The organism is Bradyrhizobium embrapense (assembly GCF_001189235.2).
Taxonomy (GTDB): Bacteria; Pseudomonadota; Alphaproteobacteria; order Rhizobiales; family Xanthobacteraceae; genus Bradyrhizobium; species Bradyrhizobium embrapense.
On record NZ_LFIP02000006.1, the window covers coordinates 265754 to 284261 of the forward strand.

Genomic DNA, 18508 nt, shown 5'->3' on the forward strand with positions numbered 1-18508 from the left:
GGCGATTCACAAAACTGTCAGCCGGCTGTAACAGGCAGCTCGGAGAACACCGCATCGTTTGTCCTTTGGGAGATCAACCATGCGCCTGTCATTGCTCTGTTCCGTCGCCTCGATCCTGCTCGCCACGCCGGCGTTCGCGCAGAGCGAGGGCGAATTCCCGGCGACGCTGGCAGGACACGCCGTGATGCCGGCGGAGAGCTTCACCGACGCCCCCGCCGATGCCCCGAACGATTTGAAGACCTCGGGCAAGTACACCACAGGCAAGCGCGTCGATACGATCGGCACCGTGATGGGCAAGTCCTACGAGCGGCCGACCGGCGTATCGCTGCCGTTCAAGGGCCAGCCGCTGCAGGGCAATTCCGGCATCAAGGCGATGCCCGACGGCTCGTTCTGGGTGATCACCGACAACGGCATGGGCGCGCGCTACAACTCGGCGGACTCGATGCTCTACCTGAACCGCTACAAGATGGATTGGGCCGGCGGCAAGATCGAACGCCAGGAGACCGTGTTCCTGCACGATCCCGACAAGAAGGTGCCGTTCCGCATCGTGCATGAGGACACCGCCAAGCGCTATTTGACCGGCGCCGACTTCGACACCGAGGGCTTCCAGATCATCAACGACACCTTCTGGATCGGCGACGAATTCGGGCCCTATATCCTCAAGGCCGACAAGAGCGGCAAGATCCTCGCCGTGTTCGAGACGGTCGCCGACGGCAAGCCGGTGCGCTCGCCGGACCACTGGGCCGTGCAATCACCCGGCGCGCCCGGCGCCACCTACACCAACGTCAATCTGCGCCGCTCCAAGGGTTTTGAGGGCTTTGCGTCCTCCAAGGACGGCAAATTCCTCTACGGCCTGCTCGAAGGGCCGCTGTGGGATGCCGACAAGAAGGACTGGGAGAAGATCGACGGCAAGGAAGCCTCGCGCATCCTCGAATTCGACGTCGCGGCGGAGAAGTTCACCGGGCGCTATTGGCAGTATGTATTCGAGCAGAACGGCAATGCGATCGGCGACTTCAATATGATCGATCCGGTCCAGGGCCTCGTGATCGAGCGCGACAATGGCGAGGGCACCGCCGACAAGGCCTGCCCGCAAGGCCAGCGCGGCGAGAACTGCTTCCCTGATCTCGCCAAGTTCAAGCGGGTCTACAAGATCGAGCTGTCGGACGCCAATGTCGGCAAGCCGGTGCGCAAGATCGCCTATATCGATCTTATGAAGATCCGCGATCCCAACAAGAAGGCGCGCAAGCCGCTCAACGACGGTGTCTACACCTTCCCGTTCTTCACCATCGAGAACGTCGACCGCGTCGACGAGACCCACATCATCGTTGCTAACGACAACAACCTGCCGTTCTCCTCGAGCCGCGATCCGAACAAGGCCGATGACGACGAGTTCGTGCTGCTCGAAGTCGGCGACTTCCTGAAGGCGAAGTGACGGCGCGTTCGCCGCAAACACGGTGTCATCGCCCGGCCTCGACCGGGCGATCCAGTATTCCAGAGGCAGTTGTCGTTCCCGCGAAAGGCCGCGGCGTACTGGATGCCCCGCTCAAGGCAGGGCATGACAGCGAACTTACGGGAGTTGGTCCCGTCTCCTCGACGCCGGCCAGCGCGACGAGCAGATCAAGCATAATCGAAAAGTTGTTTGACGATTACACTTCTAGCAACGCGCTAGATGATGATAGCCTCGGCGGATACTTGAATCGCTTGGGGCAAATCATGAGAGAAAAATCCAGCCTGACCTACATCGAGGCGTTCATTGCCGCGGGCTTCGTTGCGTATCTGGGCTGGGACCAGAGCTGGGGACTTCCGCCGGGATTGGTCGCCTTGTTTCTCGGCGTGATCGTCTATTTTGCCTACCTCGCGTTGATGCGACGGTTGGTGAGATTTCATCAAAACAGTTATGAGGTCGTGGCAACGATTTTGGCCGCGGCGTGGGGCGTGTTGGCTTATCTGGTCACCAGCGCGCTGCAGGCTGGATTTGCCAACCAGATACCCGCCTCCCTGCTGATGCATCTATGGCCCTTGATCGCGACGGTCGCCGCTTTCATCGGCGCACTCGCCAGCAAGGTGCGGTTCATGGACGATGTTCGCGACTATGTCGCCAGCCGCCGCGCACGCTGGGACAACCAGCAATGGCTGGAGGAGGACGCCGGCTTCTAGCCCGCGCCCTCCCGCCAAGCGTCACTCCTCGTGCACCCGATGCAGATCAGCCCGCCGGCACCATCACGACGCCCTTGTCCTTGGGCCAGCGCATCCGCCAGGCGAAATTGATGTCACGGACCTCGCCGGCCTTGGCCTCGAACGCCCATTCCAGCACACCGCGCTTGTCGCGCAGATTGGTCGTCGTCGCAGGCGTCGACGACGACAACATCTCGACCACGATATCATCGTTCTCGCTGACCGGGAGCTGGTCCTGGATCGCGACCTTGATCGGGAAATCGTGGCCGTTGCGTACCGTGGTCTTGAACGCACGCTCGTCGGTCTTCGACGTGGTCACGATTAGGCCGGCGGAGCCCTCATTGCGCTTCACCACCGTGCGCTCGATCTTGACCTTGTCGTCGGCGCCGAAGCCGAGCCGCACGGTCTCGTCCTTGGCGGCGGTCGCCATCCGGCTGCGGCCGACAAAGATGCCGTCGCGATAGATCGAGACCTGCCCCGGCAATAGCGGCGCTTCGTCGGACTGCACGAAGCTCGCCTCCAGGAACGCTGTCGGATCAATCGCCGGCACGGCGCGGATTGCGAGATCGGGGGCGATCGTCACTGTGGAGATGCGCAGGCTCTTGGCGCCCTCATTGGCGGAGACGCTGACGCGGCCGGGAATCTTGAAGGTGGCCTGGAAGGCACCGACGTCGGCGGTGGCTTCCTGTTCCGCTATGAGCGCCCCTGCACCAAGGCGGAATTCCCTGAGTGCGTCGGCCGCTGGTGCGGGCGCCAAAGCCGCGCGCTGTTGCACGCTGTCCAGCACCTTGCCAGCGACCGCCACCGGCCGCGGCTGCGGATACTGCACGATCAGCGAATGGAGATCGGGCGCGCTGCCGCCGCGGGCGACGCGCACGGTGGAGACGGCGAGCGCAACGTTCGACCAGTCTTCGCCGGTCGACTGGGTGATCTCGGCGCGGCGCACCAGTTCGATCGCCGGCTTGCGATCCTTGGCGCCGGTATCGAGGCGGGCGTCGTAAAGCGGCATCCAGCGGGCGTTGCGCACCGCATAGGTCACCCGCAATGTCGCACGGGTCGCGGCGGCGGAGGCCAACTCGATCCGCACCTCGAGCTTGCTCGGCGGCTTGGCGGCGCGATCGGCTTCGAGGCGCGCGATCTCGCGATCGATGTCGCGCTGCTTGCGCGCGGCGTCGCGGATCGCGGTGGCGGCGGTCGCGACTTCGTCGCCGACTGCGGAGAACGCGGCGCGCCACTCGCTGACCGGACGCGCCTCGCCCTTCTCGCCGATCCCGACCGGCGAAGCCTCGGCGAAATGCTCGGCGAATTTCCGCCGCGCCTCGGCCGAGGCGATGATCCCCTGCAGATCCTCGCGCTGATCCCGCAGCGCCTCGATCCGCCTGTCGATCTCGGGCAGGTTCGCCGGCTCCACCGGGCGCGGCGGCCGTGCGTCGATCGCGCCGATCGTCAGCCTGCCGCCCGCCTCGCCCTCCACGCGGAGCGAGGATGGATCGAGGCCCATCGGGAAATCCTTCGCGACCAGCGTGTTGTCGCCGGCGGGCAGGTCCAGCGTGATGACGCGGGTGACGCTCGCGCCATCGGGATAAACGGTGACGGCGTCAACCTGCGACGCCGCGTCGAGATTGGCCGCATGCAGCGGCCCGGCAACCAGCGCACCCGCCAGCACCAGGCTGGTGGTCACAAGACAATTCGTAATCTTTCGCATCACATCCCTCCGGGAAACATCGCATCGCGCGAGACCGACGGCACGCCCGGCTCAAGGGCGGCCGTTTCTCGTGGTGAGACGCAGCGAGGAAGCGACTGGTTCGATTGAGGTTTCGGTGCGGCGCGACGATGGCGCCCTCGCGGCTGCCATGTGGCGCAGCCGCGTCCTTCGGGTTTAGCGATCCGCCTTGCGCCGGATGAACAGGTAATTCGGCACGAAGCCGGCAATGGTGATGGCGATCATGATCCACCAGCCGCGATGAAACGCCGCGATCCGCTCGGTCATCGAGACCGGCGTTGCCAGGATCGCGACGAAGATCGCGACGCCGATCGCGAGCGCCGCCTGCCGGATCATGTTGATGACCCCAGAGCCGGTCGCAAACGACGATGGTGGCAGCGAACCCGCGCCGACGCCCATCAGGGTCGGAAAGGTCAGCCCGACGCCGATGCCAGTGAACATCATGCCGACCACAAAGGCAGGCATGTTTGGCTCAATTCCAAGCCACGTCGCCCAGATCGTGAGGCCGCCCGCGAACGACGCGATCCCGGCGGACACGACGGCGGCGGCGCCAAATCGTGCGATCAGGCGGCGGGCAAACAACAACGAAGTGAACGGGACAAGCAGCGGCCCCGGCGCGATCGCAAGGCCGGTCTTCAGCGCCGACCAGCCCCACACCGTTTGCTCCCACAGCGCCACCGACAGCAGCATCGCGCCGAAAGCCGCCGAGTATGGCGCCATGACGAACGTCGCCCCGGTGAACGGCCGCACCTTGAACAAGGCAGGATCGACGAAGGGATTCTTCGAGTTGAGGCAGTGCCACGTAAAGGCCGCGAGCGAGAAGGCCGCGATGGCAAAGCCAAGCACGACACCGCGCGAACCCCATCCCCAGTCATTGGCCTTCACGATCGCAAGGGTCAGCGCGCCGATGCCGCAGGTGACCAGCAGCGCCGCCCATGAACTCGGGCGCGGCACCTCGTGACCGGGCACTTCCGGCAATTTCAGCCAGCCGACGATGAGCGCGACCAAACCGATCGGGACATTGACGATGAAGATCCAGCGCCAGTCGAAGGTGACGAGCACGCCGCCCGCCAGCGGCCCGAGCGCGGCGGCAAGGCCGCCGACCGCCGTCCAGGTGCGCACCGCCCCGGCGCGCTGGTCGGGCGGAAACGACGCCAGCAGCAGGCCGATCGAGGTCGGGGTCATCAATGCCGCACCGGCGGCCTGCGCAATGCGGGCGGCGACCAGCAATTCGACGTTGGGCGCAAGCGCGCAGGCCGCCGACGCGGCCGTGAACAGCGCAACGCCGAGCAGGAAACTCAGATTGCGGCTATGGCGTTCGGCGAGTCGGCCGAAGAAAACCAGCAGCGCCGCATAGACGATCGCATAGCCATTGAGGATCCAGGACAAATCCTCGAGCGAGGCGCCGCGGAATTCCTGCGCGATGTTCGGCAGCCCGACATTGACGATGAACAGGTCGAGGTTTGCGAGACAGATGCCCACCGATACCATCGCAAGCACCTGACGCGGCGTTGCGGCGCGGGATCGCGGCCGGGCAGCAGTCCCGACAGCCAACCCGATGGTCTCCGCCTCTACCTTCGACATCACGCCCTCCAAGTACCTGCATATGCATCTATTGCCAATAGGTGCATTATGCATGTATCTGTCAAGCCTCGTTTGGAGGCAGCGATGGTGAAAACGGAACCCGGCCGGTGTAATCTCACGGCGTTGCGCAAGGCGACGCGGCGCGTGTCGCAGCTCTACGATCAGGTCCTTGCGACATCCGGGCTGCGCGGTACGCAGCGTGCCATTCTGGTCCACATCAGACGTTCGGGCGCGCCGACGATGGGTGAGTTGGCCGCAGCCCTGGTGCTCGACCGCACCGCGCTCAACCACAATCTCAAGCCGCTGGAGCGCGACGGCCTCTTGACCATCACCGTCGACAAGAATGACCGCCGCAGCCGCCTGGTGCGGCTGACCAAACGCGGCGAAGCCCGGCTGGACGAGTCGCAGGCCGCCTGGCGTGGGGCGCAGGAGCGCTTCGAGACCGCCTTCGGCGCGAAGCAGGCCGCGGATCTCAGGCAGACGCTCGAACGGATCGCCGCGCTCGAGTTCGGCGAACGCGCGGCGGATTTGCCGGCGTAAGAACCGACTTCAAATAAAAGCGGCCCGGCGTTGCCGCCGGGCCGCTCGTTCTGACACGATCAGGATCGATCGCGCTTAGCTGTAGATCTCGAACAGGCCTGCGCCGCCCTGACCACCGCCGATGCACATGGTCACGACGCCCCACTTGGCCTTGCGGCGACGGCCTTCCTGCAAGAGGTGGCCGGTAAGCCGGGCGCCGGTCATGCCGAAGGGATGGCCGATTGCGATCGAGCCGCCGTTGACGTTGTACTTCTCGGGATCGATGCCGAGCTGGTCGCGCGAATAGAGGCACTGGCTGGCGAAGGCCTCGTTGAGCTCCCAGAGATCGATGTCGTCGATCTTCAGGCCGTGGCGCTTCAAGAGCTTCGGCACGGCGAACACCGGACCGATGCCCATCTCGTCGGGCTCGCAGCCGGCCGAGGCCCAGGCCACGAAGCGGCCGAGCGGGTTGAGGCCGCGCTTCTCGGCATCCTTGGCTTCCATCAGCACCACCGCGGCGGCGCCGTCGGACAGCTGGCTGGCGTTGCCGGCGGTGATGTACTTGCCCGGGCCCTTCACCGGCTCGAGCTTGGCGAGGCCTTCCAGCGTGGTCTCGGGGCGGTTGCACTCGTCGCGATCGACGATGTAGTCGACGATCGATTCGGCCTTGGTCGCCTTGTCGACCACCTTCATTTTGGTCTTCATCGGGACGATTTCGTCCTTGAACTTGTTGGCCTGCTGCGCGGCCGCCATGCGGCGCTGCGACTCCAGCGAATACTCGTCCTGGTATTCGCGGCTGACCTTGTAGCGCTCGGCGACGATGTCGGCGGTGTCGATCATCGCCATGAAGATGTCGGGCGCGGTCTTGAGCAGGTCCGGATCGATCGATTCCTTCGGCGTGCCGCCGCCGGGCATCGAGATGCTCTCGACGCCGCCGGCGACGATGCAATCGGAGCCGTCGGAACGGATCGAGTTGGCGGCCATCGCGATGGTCTGCAGGCCCGATGAGCAGAAGCGGTTCACCGAGACGCCGGCGGTCGACTTCGGCAGGCCGGCGAGCAGCGCCGCTTGGCGGCCGATGTTCGGCGCGCCATGCGCGCAATTGCCGAGGTAGCAATCCTCGACGTACTCCTTGTCGACGCCGGCGCGGTCGACCGCGTGCTTGATGGCATGCGCGGCAAGCGACATCGGCGGGGTGATGTTGAATCCGCCACGGCCGGACTTCGCCAGGCCGGTGCGCGCGTAGGAAACGATTACGGCTTCACGCATTGTTTTCTCCCTCTGAGATCGCCGGATAGTGGCGCGTCTTGACGCCTTCGTACACATATTTTGGCCGCTGCAACAGGGATACCAGACGCCCCCGAACGACAAACGCCGCCTCCGGGCCCGGAGGCGGCGCCATGTTCCGCAGATCGGAATTTGGAGGTGCTTGAGCGGTATCTTCATCGTCATGTCCGGCACGTCCCGGACGATGACGAGAGCCGCTCAAACAGTGTTTGAAACGCCTTGTCCGAACGCCATTTTAGAACGTCAGCGCCTTGGCCTGCTTCACCTGCGGCAGCGATTGCACCTTGGCAAGCAGCTCCGCCGGCACTGCACCGTCGACCTCGACCAGCGCAATAGCGTCGCCGCCCTGCTTGACGCGACCGAGATGGAATGTCGCGATGTTGATTTTCGCATCACCGAGAAGGCTCGCAAACGCGCCGATGAAGCCCGGCTTGTCCTCGTTGGTGACGTAGATCATCGACTTGCCGAACTCGGCGTCGACGCGGATGCCCTTGATGTCGACGAGGCGCGGCTTGCCGTCGGCATAGACGGTGCCGGACACCGAACGCTCCTGGCGCTCGGTGGCGACGGTGACCGTGATCAGGCTTTCATAGTCACTCTGCGCGGCGCGGACGACCTCGTCCACCACCATGCCGCGCTCCTTGGCGACGACAGGCGCCGAGACCACATTGACCTCGCCCAGCATCGGCCGCAGCAGGCCCGACAGCACCGCGGAAGTGATCGCCTTGATCTTCATCTCGGCGACGTGGCCCTCATAGGTGATCGTGGTCTTGAGGATGCCGCTCTCGGTGAGCTGGCCCGCGAACGAGCCGAGCTTCTCGGCGAGCTCGATGAACGGCTTCAGCTTCGGCGCCTCTTCCGCTGTGATCGAGGGAAAGTTGACCGCGTTCGAGATCGCGCCCGACAGCAGATAGTCCGACATCTGCTCGGCGACCTGCAGCGCGACGTTCTCCTGCGCTTCGGTGGTGGAGGCGCCGAGATGCGGGGTGCAGATCACGTTGGGATGGCCGAACAGCACGTTCGAGGTCGCCGGCTCCTCGACGAACACGTCGAAGGCGGCGCCCGCGACATGCTTGGAATTCAGCGCATCGACCAGCGCCTGCTCGTCGACCAGGCCGCCGCGGGCGCAGTTGATGATGCGAACGCCCTTCTTCATCTTGGCGATTGCGGCCGCGTCGATCACGTTGCGGGTCTTCTCGGTCAGCGGCGTGTGCAGCGTGATGAAGTCGGCGCGCTTCAGGAGGTCGTCGAGCTCGACCTTCTCGACGCCGATGTCCTTGGCGCGCTCCGGCGACAGGAACGGATCGAACGCGATCACCTTCATGCGCAGGCCGAGCGCGCGGTCGGCGACGATCGAGCCGATATTGCCGCAGCCGATCACACCGAGCGTCTTGGCGGTGATCTCGACGCCCATGAAGCGGTTCTTCTCCCACTTGCCGGCCTGGGTCGAGGCGTCGGCCTGCGGGATCTCGCGCGCCAGCGCCAGCATCAAGGTGATCGCATGCTCGGCGGTCGTGATCGAATTGCCGAACGGCGTGTTCATCACGATGATGCCCTTGGCGGTCGCGGCCGGGATCTCGACATTGTCGACGCCGATACCGGCGCGGCCGATCACCTTGAGCCTGGTCGCCTTCTCGATGATCTTGGCGGTCGCCTTGGTGGCCGAGCGGATCGCAAGGCCGTCATAATTGCCGATGATCTCGGCGAGCTTGTCCTTGTCCTTGCCGAGGTTGGGCTGGAAATCGACCTCGACGCCGCGATCCTTGAAGATCTGCACGGCAGCGGGCGACAGCGCGTCGGAAATCAGAACTTTGGGTTTTGTCATCGGAATGATCCGTTGCTGAACGATGCGTTTGAATACACGACGGCTGCGGGCACGAAGCCCGCCCGGCCACACTGCGCGATAGATGGCCGGTTGGTGTCCGGCCATAACGATGATGAATTACGCGAGACAGCCTAGGCCGCCTCTTTAAGCAGCCTTGTTATGCCGCCTTGGGCAGTGCCGCCTTGGTTTCGGCGAAGGCCCAGTCGATCCACTGCGTCAGCAGCTCGACGTCCTTGGCCTCGACGGTGGCGCCGCACCAGATCCGCAAGCCCGCTGGCGCATCGCGGTAGTACGCGAAGTCGAAGCCGGCGTTTTCCTTCTCCACCAGCGCGACCAGCTTCTTGCAGAAGTCGGCCTGGGCGTCGGCGGGAAGCGAGGTGATCGCGGGATCGGTGAACTTCAGGCACACCGAGGTGTTGGAGCGGATCGCGGCATCCTTGGCCAGGAAGTCGATCCAGGGCGTCCGCGCCTTCCAGTCGGCGATCGCCTTGGTATTGGCGTCGGCGCGCGCGATCAGTGCCTTCAGGCCGCCGATCGACTTCGCCCAGTTCAGCGCGTCGAGATAATCCTCGACGCACAGCATCGACGGCGTGTTGATGGTCTCGCCCTCGAAGATGCCCTGGTTGAGCTTGCCTCCCTTGGTGAGGCGGAAGATCTTCGGCAGCGGCCAGGCCGGCTTGTAGGTCTCGAGCCGTTCCACCGCGCGTGGGCTGAGGATCAGCATCCCATGCGCCGCTTCGCCGCCGAGCGCCTTCTGCCAGGAGAAGGTGACGACATCGAGCTTGGCGAAATCGAGCGGCTGCGCGAAGGCGGCCGAGGTCGCGTCGCAGATCGTGAGGCCTTCACGGGTTGCGCTGATCCAGTTGGCATCAGGCACGCGCACACCCGAGGTGGTGCCGTTCCAGGTGAACACGACGTCGGAGCTCTGATCGACCTTGGCGAGATCGGGGATTTCACCGTAAGCCGCATTCAGCTTGGTGACGTCCTTCAGCTTCAATTCCTTGACGATGTCGCTGACCCAGCCCTCGCCGAATGACTCCCAGGCGAGCGTGGTGACCGGCCGCGCACCGAGCAGCGACCACAGCGCCATCTCGACCGCGCCGGTGTCCGACGCCGGCACGATGCCGATCTTGTAGTCCGCCGGCACCTCGAGCACTTCGCGCGTCAGTTCGATCGCGAGCTTGAGCTTGGCCTTGCCGACCTTCGCGCGATGCGAGCGGCCGAGGGCGGCGTCCTTGAGATTGTTGGGGTTCCAGCCGGGGCGCTTGGCGCAGGGGCCGGAGGAGAAATGCGGCACATTCGGCCGCGAAGCGGGCTTCGCTGCAGTCATAATCTACCCTTCCAGATAGCTGCCTCTCGGTGGGGAGAGGTTTCCCGCCGTCGGAAATAGTGGAAGGGCCCCAAAACGTCAAGGAAGTTCCGACTATTCCGGAACGATCGGGAGATCACGGCTGATTGATGGAGCGTCTTCGACCTGCTGCATCGTCTCCTGATCGAGCAGATCTGCCGCGAGAGTCATGATCTTAACTGCCTTGCGCCGGCTCGATATTTTCAAAATGCTCTTATCGCCGGCCTGCACGATGTACTCGTTGCCGACCCGCACGATCGAATATTCCGACATTCAAATCCCCAGTCGCCGCCGCCCCGTGGGAGACGCCCGACATACCGGACTCGTTCCGACCCGTAAATTCACGGAGGCCGGCTTAGTTTATTGGCTGTTAACCGGATCGCGCAGCAGCGGCTACCGCAGGCATTGCCGAACGTGCGGCACAACTCGCGCAGGTCAGAAGCGCAGCGTCATGCCGACATGGCTGCGCGCGAATCCGAGCCGCTCGTAGAAGCGCTGCGCATCGACGCGGGTGTGATGCGTCAACAGCTCGACGAGCGTGCAGCCTTGCGCGCGTGCTTCCGTGACCGCCCACTGCACGAGCTGCTCGCCAATGCCGCGGCTGCGGCAGTGCGTTGCGACGCGCACGTCCTCGAGCAGGCCGCGCGAAGAGCCCTGCGAGCTGATGCCCGGCAGGACCGCAAGCTGCAGGCATCCGACCACGGCGCCCTCCCCGTCGACGGCGACGACGAGCTGCAGGTTCGGATCCCGCTCGACCCGCGCGAAGGCATCGTAATAGCTTTGCGGCAGCGGGTCCTCGATCCGCTCGCGCGCACGGCCGAGCGGATCGTCCGCCAGCATGCCGACGATGGCCGCGACATCCTCGCGGTGGGCGCGGCGGATCGTGATCGATGAAGCTTCCGTCATATCGATATTCACCAGAGCTCACCGCACCGCCGGCAGGCCGAGCACATGCTCGGCGTCGGCGATCCAGCGGCGGATCACGGGATAGCGTTCGAGCGCAAGGCCGCCATCCTCGGCAACGCGCGTATAGGCAAGCAGCGAGACGTCGGCGAGCGAGAACGCATCGCCGACCAGGAATTTCGTACCCGCAAGATGCCGCTCCAGCTGGTCGAGCGCCCCATAGCCGCGCTTGATGAGGTTCGGATCGATCTCCGACACGGCCTTGCCGAGATACACGGCCTGAAAGCGGCAGACGGCGACATAGGGCTCGTGGCTGTTCTGCTCCCAGAACATCCAGGCATCCATCTGCGCCGCGCGATAGGGATCGCCGGGGATCAGATCGCTGCCGCGCGCGAGGTAGCGGATGATGGCGTTGGATTGTGCGAGCGTACGGCCGTCATCCAGCTCGAGCGTCGGCACCTGGCCCCAACCGTTCAGCTTGAGGAATTCCGCGGTTCGGCTGCCGCCCTTCATGGTGTCGATCTCGACCCATGTGTACGGCAGCGCCAACTTGTCGCACACCCATTTCACCTTCAGGCAATTGCCTGAATTGGTGTCGCCGTGGATTTTCATGTGAGGTCGCTCCGCTTGCGGAGCAACATCGGATCAGCCGCAGATTGCGGTGTCAAGCGAAGTGCGCGCGTCAGAACTTGTAGCCGATGGCCGCACGAACGCTGTTCTGCGTGACCGCCGTGTTCTTGACCGGGCTGAACTTGACGTATTCCCACTCGCCGCGCACGAAAACACAGTTCCACAGCATGTATTCCAGGCCGAGACCAGCGGTCCAGGCGGCAACGTAGGCGTCCGTCTTCGCATCCGTTGCGGTTTGGGCAAACTGCGGCAGCGCAAAGGTGGTCGAAGTGCCGTCGGCAAAGTTAATCGTTCTGTTCACGGAACTTGTGACCGTGCGCGAAACATCCATCCGGCCGACCGCAAGGCCGCCGAAGGCGTAGGGCAGGAAGTCACCGGTTGCCCAACCCGCGCGGCCGCGGAACGTGATCTCGTCCTTGAGCTTCAGCGACGCGCTTCCATTCAACGTCACGCCGTCGGCGGCAGTGGCGCCGGCTGGAAGGACCAGGTTAGGCTGAGCGACTTGAATGGGGCCTAGACTTCCGGAAGTCGTAGTCGTCAATCCGGACCAATAGGTGTAGTTCGCTTCGACACCCACCACGGCGTCGTCGAACTGATAGTTGCGTCCGACAAATGCGCCGAAGCCCGAGCTCTGCGCGTTGACCCGGCCCAGCAGATTGAATTGGGACGTCGGCCCCTGCAGCGTCGTGTTGCGGAAGATGGAATTGGTCAGGGAAGCAACGCTGCCGCCGAAGTCGGTGTTGATCCATGTTTGGCCGACCTGACCGCCGGCATACCAGCCGTCCCAGTTTCTGGTCGGTGCGCTGGAGGCGGGAAGGCTGCCGCGAAGGAAATCCGGCATGTCCGCCGCCTGCGCGCCGGTCACCGCGCCCAACATCATCGCCACCAGCAAGAACCTACGCATTGCAACGCTCCATCCCACTCACCGAATGCGCGTTGATCATCGCCTGTTAACCTTAACCAATCGTTGTCGCCGGCGGCTTTCGACCACTCAAGTTGCAGAAGCTCGCGACATGACTTAGCAAAGAAGAACGGCGCGGGATGATCCCGCGCCGTTTCAATCGTTAACCGTGAAGGTTTCGAAATTAACCCTCGAATTAACCCTTGCGGATCAGCGGGGGCGGCGGCGGCGGGGGCAGCACGTCGCAGCAGGGCAAGGCGAAGCGAACGCCGAGCTTCACATCCTGCGAGGTCATGTCGCGGTACTGGAAGCTCGAGGGACCGGTCGGCGTGCCGTCGAAGAAGTGACCCTGGCCCTGCCCGACCGTGCCCATGTCGAGGTAGCGATAGGCCAGTTCAACCGTGAAGTTGTTGGTGACCTTGTAGGCGACACCGGCATGCAGCGCCCAGGCGAAGTTGGTCTTGGTCGCACCGTCGGCGATGAAGGAACTGGTCAGGCCCGACCCGCTCGGGAACGTCGTGACGTCGGAGAAGGCCGAGGTCTTGATCACCGCGGCACCGACACCGGCGCCGATGAACGGGGTCAAGCAACCCCAGGTGCCGAGATCGGCGTAGATGTTCGCAAGACCGACCCAGTTCTGAACGCCGCCGTGGTAGGTGTCACCCAGCGAACTCGGCCCGGGGAACGTGAAGAAGTCGGTGCCGTTGAAGCTCACCTTGGAGCGATACTCGCCGGTGATGTCGGCACGGAACCAGCTGTTGAACTGATAGCCGACGCCGAGGCCGAACAGCATGCCGCTGTCGAAACCGTGGCCGTACTGGTTGAACGCGGTGCCGGCCGGCAGCGTGTCGTAGGCGTTGACGTGCAGCTTGGCCTGGGTGTTGGTCATGCCGATGTCGCCGCGCAGATACCAGCCGCCGAAATCCTGGACCGGCGGAGGAGCATACGCCATCGGGGGCGGCGGCATGATCGGCATGTCGGCAGCGAACGCCGCCGAGGACAACAGAGATGCCGCTCCGGCGGCGATCAGGGTCTTTACGCTACGCATTGGCTTCGTCCTTTTGGCCCAAGTGAGGCGACACGAAAGGCCTCACGTCTGAAACTCACGGACGAACGATGGCAGCAAATGTTTAAGCGGCACTTAACCCTAATTTTTAAGGTTGATTTTCTCTCACCGAATTCCGCGGCTATTGCTTATGGGTCCATAAACGCGCGCGTGCAGCAGTGGAAGATGGCGATCTCGCCACAGGTGCTAATGAAGCGTTGACGCAAGCGCGCGGTTTGCAGCGCACGCAAGCGCTGAGTGTTAGCGAATGATTAAGGAAGGCACCGCGTCAGCGAGCTTCGCGACTGAGACACAGGATGCAATAGCTCGACAGGCGCGGGACTCCATCACCGTCACCCTGAGAGAATGTGAATGCATTCAGCGTCCGACCTGGCGAAAGCCAGGACGACGGCGCGAGAAGAGGCCGCTCGCGACAATTCTCACACCGTCACCCTGCGGAGCAGGCGTCTCGAAGGGCGACGGCCCGCCTGGTTGCCGTGCATCCTTAGAGGCTCGCTACGCGAGCACCTCCAGCGACGAAAGCAAAGCCTTCGCGCGGCGATGACGGATCACCAACTCTTTATGCCGCGGCGGCGTGGCCGAGGGCGCTGACGATGTTGTCGACGACCTCTTCCACCAGGATGCGATCGTCACCCTCGCCCATGACGCGGATCACTGGCTCGGTGCCGGAGGGGCGGATCAACAAACGGCCATGGCCGTTGAGGCGTTTCTCGCCGTCGGTGATCGCGGACTTGACCTCGGCGTCGTCGAGCGGCTTGCCCGTGCGATAGCGCACGTTCTTCAGGATCTGCGGCAATGGATCGAACCGCCGGCAGATCTCCGACACCGGGCGGCGCAGCTTCTGCACCACGGCCAGCACCTGCAATGCCGCGACGAAGCCGTCGCCGGTGGTCGAATAGTCCGACATGATGATGTGGCCCGACGGCTCGCCGCCGAGATTGTAGCCGCCGCTCAGCATCTGCTCGAGCACATAGCGGTCGCCGACCGGCGTACGGACCATCGAAAGCCCGAGACCCTGCAGGAAACGCTCCAGCCCGAGATTGGACATCACGGTCGTGACGATGCCGGGCTTGGCGAGGCGCCCCTCTTCCTTCCAGCTCTGCGCGATCACCGCGAGCAGCTGGTCGCCGTCGACGATGTGGCCGCGCTCGTCGACCAGGATGACGCGATCGGCGTCGCCATCAAGCGCGATGCCGATGTCGGCCCGCATCTCGCGCACCTTGCGCGACAGCGCTTCCGGCGAGGTGGAGCCGCATTCCTTGTTGATGTTGAAGCCGTCGGGATCGACGCCGATCGGCACCACGTCGGCGCCGAGCTCCCACAGTGCTTCCGGCACCACCTTGTAGGCGGCGCCGTTGGCGCAATCGACCACGACGCGCAGGCCGTCGAGCGAGAGGTCGCGCGGCAGGGTGCGCTTGGCGAATTCGATGTAGCGGTCATGGACGCCGTCGATACGGCGGGCGCGGCCGAGGCTCGCGCTCTGCGCCAGGCGACGGTCGAGCGATTCGTCGAGCAGCTGCTCGATCTGCTTCTCGACATCGTCGGAGAGCTTGAAGCCCTGCGGGCCGAACAGCTTGATGCCGTTGTCTTCGAAAAGATTGTGCGACGCCGAGATCATGACGCCGAGATCGGCGCGCATCGACTTGGTCAGCATCGCGATCGCCGGCGTCGGCATCGGGCCGACCAGCAGCACGTCCATGCCGACCGAGGTGAAGCCCGCGACCATGGCGTATTCGATCATGTAGCCGGACAGCCGCGTGTCCTTGCCGATCACGACGCGATGGCGATGGTCGCCACGCTGAAACACCAACCCTGCGGCCTGCCCCACCTTGAGCGCGAGCTCCGGCGTGATCAGCCCATTGGCGCGGCCCCGAATTCCATCGGTCCCGAAATATTTGCGGCTCATAGTACCCCCAAGATGGACCTCTCGAACCATCCGGCGAGAGAGTCCTGAACGCTTACCAGTGTAGCGTGCATCGGCCTTATAGACTGCCAGGCGCTAAAATGACTTCAAAAAATATGATGAATCATTACCGCGGACAAACCCTGCGCTTCGATCTTAAGGCACTGAGAGATATAACATTATTGGATCTTCGGCAACCGCGCGAACGAACGCCGTCCCCTATCCTTTGCCGCCTCGCTTGACGTGTTGGTCGCCCTTGCTGGGGGCCGGCTGGGTGACATTGACGGGATCGGAACCGGGAAACGTCTCCTCCAGACCCTCTTCGAGGACCTCGTCGAGCCGGCGCTTCTCCGCGTTGTCGTCCGGTTTCGGCTTGGAGCCTGATTGCGTCATCGTGCTCTCCTATCCGTCTTCAGATTTGGTGGACCATCCAACCATGCTAGATGACGGCACGACCGAACACCCGCAAGACGTCTCCATCGAACTTGCGACATAGAAGAAGGGCCGGGAACGTCCATGAAGCACATTACCTGCATCGAAGATCTGCGCCAGCTGCACAAGCGCCGGGTGCCGAAGGCGTTTTTCGATTATGCGGACCGCGGCTCCTACACCGAGGACACGCTGCGCGCGAACTCCGAGGACCTGCAGCAGATCAAGTTCCGCCAGCGTATCCTGGTCGATGTGTCCAAGCGTACCCTTGCGACCACGATCCTCGGTGAGCCCTCGGCGATGCCGCTGATCCTGGCGCCGGTCGGCCTGCTCGGCATGCAGCATGGCGACGGCGAGATCCATGCCTGCCGCGCGGCGCAGGCGGCCGGCATTCCGTTCACCCAGAGCACGATGTCGATCTGCTCGATCGAGGATATCGCGGCCGCCGTCGACAAGCCGTTCTGGTTCCAGCTCTACGTCATGAAGGACCGCGGCTTCATCAAGTCGCTGATCGAGCGCGCGATCGCAGCGAAATGCTCGGCGCTGGTGTTGACCGTCGACCTGCAGGTGATCGGCCAGCGTCACCAGGACATCAAGAACGGCATGACCGTGCCGCCGGAATGGTCGCTGTCGAAGCTGATCGATTTCGCGACCAAGCCGGCATGGGTATCCGGCGTGCTGCAAGGCAAGCGCCGCACCTTCGGCAACATCGCGGGCCACGTCAAAGGCATGGACGACATCGTCAAGCTGTCGGAATGGACGGCATCACAGTTCGACACCACGCTGAACTGGAAGGACATCGACTGGATCCGCAGCATCTGGCCGGGCAAGCTGATCCTGAAAGGGATTCTCGATGTCGAGGACGCCGAGCTCGCCGCCAAGAGCGGCGCCCAGGCGATCGTGGTCTCCAACCATGGCGGCCGCCAGCTCGACGGCGCGCCGTCCTCGATCGAGGTGCTGCCGGAGATCGTCGACGAGGTCGGATCACAGCTCGAGATCATGTTCGACGGCGGCATCCGCACCGGCATGGACATCATGCGCGCGCTGGCGTTCGGCGCGAAGTCCTGCATGATCGGCCGCGCCTATGCCTACGGCCTCGGCGCCGGCGGCCAGGCCGGCGTCGCCAAGGCGCTCGACATCCTCGGCAAGGAGCTCACCACCACGATGGGACTGTGCGGCGTCAACACCATCGCCGAGATCGACGACAAGGTGCTGGCGGTTTAGGGCTGCCGACGCAGCCGTAGCCCGGATGCATACTTACTTCCCTTCTCCCCTCGTGGGAGAAGGTGGCGCGGATGCAATCCGCGCCGGATGAGGGGTTCTCTCCGCGGAGACAGACTCCTCACCCCGCTTCGCTACGCGAAGCGACCCTCTCCCACAAGGGGAGAGGGTAAGCGCAAGCGTCACATCGGCGGTGCGATGCCGTCGCGGCCGACATTGACGCGGTTGGCTTCCAGCGTGCCGTCGTCCTTCTTCATTGCGCCGAAGATGATGATCTTGGCGCCTGGCTTCAGCTCCGACTTGTCGCCGGAGACGAAGGTGACGACTGGGGTTCCGGGCGGCACCACGACCTTCTTCTCGCCGTCCTTGTATTTCACCGTGATGTTCTGTCCGTCGGTGCCCTCCACCGTCTCGGCGACGGTGGCGTTGGTCATGGTCGAGTTGGCGCGCAGGTCCCAGGGGCGAAAGCCTTCGGCGGCGCCGCGCTGGTTTTCCGGGAAGATATGCACCGCGATCGCCTTCTGTGTTCCGTCCGGCTCGGGCATCGCGGTGACGCCGATATAGGAACCCGCCTTGATCTCGGACAGATCGGTCTTGGCGACGCCGAACACTGCGACGTTGTCGGTGGTGCGCACCTTCACGTCATCGCCGTCGCGCGACTTGATCGACAGCATCGCGCCGTCGACGGCCTCGATGGTGCCGCGGATGCGCACCATCGGCGGCTGCTGGGCGGATGCGGCTGAAGTGAAGGCAACGAGAAGCAGTGCGGCGAACAGCGTCGATTTCGACATGGTGTCCCTCATGGGTTGGGCTGGCGAATCAGGGAACACCGGGAAGTTGAAGGTATTCCGTGCGGCTACCTGCTTCGTGGGAGAGGTGGCACGCACGACAACTACGAGCCAAATGAGAGGGCCGTTACCGCGGTAACGAAACTGTCATCCCGTAGCCCGGATGCAGCGAAGCGCAATCCGGGGCGATCGCACCGCGGAGATAG

17 protein-coding genes are annotated in these 18508 nt (G+C 64.0%); 4 read left to right on the forward strand and 13 right to left on the reverse strand.

Features of this window, described 5'->3' with window-relative positions:
• Positions 1-79 precede the first annotated feature (79 nt).
• Positions 80-1432: an esterase-like activity of phytase family protein gene (locus tag AKN83_RS26700; protein WP_050404417.1), complete on the forward strand. Its 1353-nt coding sequence runs from the start codon at positions 80-82 to the stop codon at positions 1430-1432.
• The gene (locus AKN83_RS39935) at positions 1429-2157 is read left to right on the forward strand and encodes a threonine/serine exporter family protein (protein ID WP_157113582.1); all 729 of its coding nucleotides are present in this window, start codon (positions 1429-1431) and stop codon (positions 2155-2157) included. Before AKN83_RS26700 ends, AKN83_RS39935 begins: the two co-directional genes overlap by 4 nt.
• 46 nt (positions 2158-2203) lie before the next feature.
• On the opposite strand, the gene AKN83_RS26710 is transcribed toward AKN83_RS39935, so the two are convergent.
• Together AKN83_RS26710 and AKN83_RS26715 are read right to left on the reverse strand one after the other, a co-directional pair.
• The gene (locus tag AKN83_RS26710) at positions 2204-3880 is read right to left on the reverse strand and encodes a mucoidy inhibitor MuiA family protein (protein ID WP_050404415.1); all 1677 of its coding nucleotides are present in this window, start codon (positions 3878-3880) and stop codon (positions 2204-2206) included.
• Positions 3881-4054: 174 nt separating this feature from the next.
• Entirely contained in the window at positions 4055-5482 is a 1428-nt protein-coding gene (locus AKN83_RS26715; protein ID WP_050404414.1) for an MFS transporter, read from the reverse strand.
• An 84-nt stretch (positions 5483-5566) separates the two neighbouring features.
• Between AKN83_RS26715 and AKN83_RS26720 the strand changes: the two genes are divergently transcribed.
• Positions 5567-6022 (forward strand): MarR family winged helix-turn-helix transcriptional regulator, encoded by a 456-nt coding sequence (locus AKN83_RS26720; RefSeq protein ID WP_050404427.1) that lies wholly within the window; start codon positions 5567-5569, stop codon positions 6020-6022.
• Positions 6023-6097: 75 nt separating this feature from the next.
• On the opposite strand, the gene AKN83_RS26725 is transcribed toward AKN83_RS26720, so the two are convergent.
• The 10 genes from AKN83_RS26725 to AKN83_RS40685 form a co-directional block, all read right to left on the reverse strand.
• A complete protein-coding gene (locus AKN83_RS26725) occupies positions 6098-7270 on the reverse strand; it encodes a thiolase family protein (protein WP_050404413.1) in 1173 nt (390 codons plus the stop codon).
• 253 nt (positions 7271-7523) lie between these two features.
• Positions 7524-9113 (reverse strand): phosphoglycerate dehydrogenase, encoded by a 1590-nt coding sequence (serA, locus tag AKN83_RS26730; RefSeq protein WP_063695532.1) that lies wholly within the window; start codon positions 9111-9113, stop codon positions 7524-7526.
• A gap of 157 nt (positions 9114-9270) precedes the next feature.
• A complete protein-coding gene (locus AKN83_RS26735) occupies positions 9271-10443 on the reverse strand; it encodes a phosphoserine transaminase (protein WP_050404411.1) in 1173 nt (390 codons plus the stop codon).
• 93 nt (positions 10444-10536) lie between these two features.
• On the reverse strand, positions 10537-10734 hold the full coding sequence (locus AKN83_RS26740; RefSeq protein WP_050404410.1) for a hypothetical protein: 198 nt from the start codon (positions 10732-10734) through the stop codon (positions 10537-10539).
• A 162-nt stretch (positions 10735-10896) separates the two neighbouring features.
• On the reverse strand, positions 10897-11367 hold the full coding sequence (locus AKN83_RS41375; protein ID WP_050404409.1) for a GNAT family N-acetyltransferase: 471 nt from the start codon (positions 11365-11367) through the stop codon (positions 10897-10899).
• Between the two features lie 18 nt (positions 11368-11385).
• Complete coding sequence (locus AKN83_RS41380) at positions 11386-11976, reverse strand: glutathione S-transferase family protein (protein ID WP_050404408.1); 591 nt, start codon at positions 11974-11976, stop codon at positions 11386-11388.
• Between the two features lie 70 nt (positions 11977-12046).
• Positions 12047-12898 carry an outer membrane protein gene (locus AKN83_RS26755; protein WP_050404407.1) on the reverse strand — a complete coding sequence of 284 codons (852 nt, stop codon included), beginning with the start codon at positions 12896-12898 and terminating at the stop codon, positions 12047-12049.
• A 193-nt stretch (positions 12899-13091) separates the two neighbouring features.
• Entirely contained in the window at positions 13092-13943 is an 852-nt protein-coding gene (locus AKN83_RS26760) for an outer membrane protein (RefSeq protein ID WP_050404406.1), read from the reverse strand.
• A gap of 577 nt (positions 13944-14520) precedes the next feature.
• Positions 14521-15867 carry a phosphoglucosamine mutase gene (glmM, locus tag AKN83_RS26765; protein ID WP_050404405.1) on the reverse strand — a complete coding sequence of 449 codons (1347 nt, stop codon included), beginning with the start codon at positions 15865-15867 and terminating at the stop codon, positions 14521-14523.
• Positions 15868-16083: 216 nt separating this feature from the next.
• Entirely contained in the window at positions 16084-16257 is a 174-nt protein-coding gene (locus tag AKN83_RS40685; protein WP_172803617.1) for a hypothetical protein, read from the reverse strand.
• Positions 16258-16380: 123 nt separating this feature from the next.
• Between AKN83_RS40685 and AKN83_RS26770 the strand changes: the two genes are divergently transcribed.
• A complete protein-coding gene (locus AKN83_RS26770) occupies positions 16381-17517 on the forward strand; it encodes an alpha-hydroxy acid oxidase (RefSeq protein ID WP_050404404.1) in 1137 nt (378 codons plus the stop codon).
• Positions 17518-17696: 179 nt separating this feature from the next.
• Here AKN83_RS26770 and AKN83_RS26775 read toward each other — a convergent pair whose 3' ends face one another.
• Entirely contained in the window at positions 17697-18305 is a 609-nt protein-coding gene (locus AKN83_RS26775; RefSeq protein WP_050404403.1) for a single stranded DNA-binding domain-containing protein, read from the reverse strand.
• Positions 18306-18508: the final 203 nt, after the last annotated feature.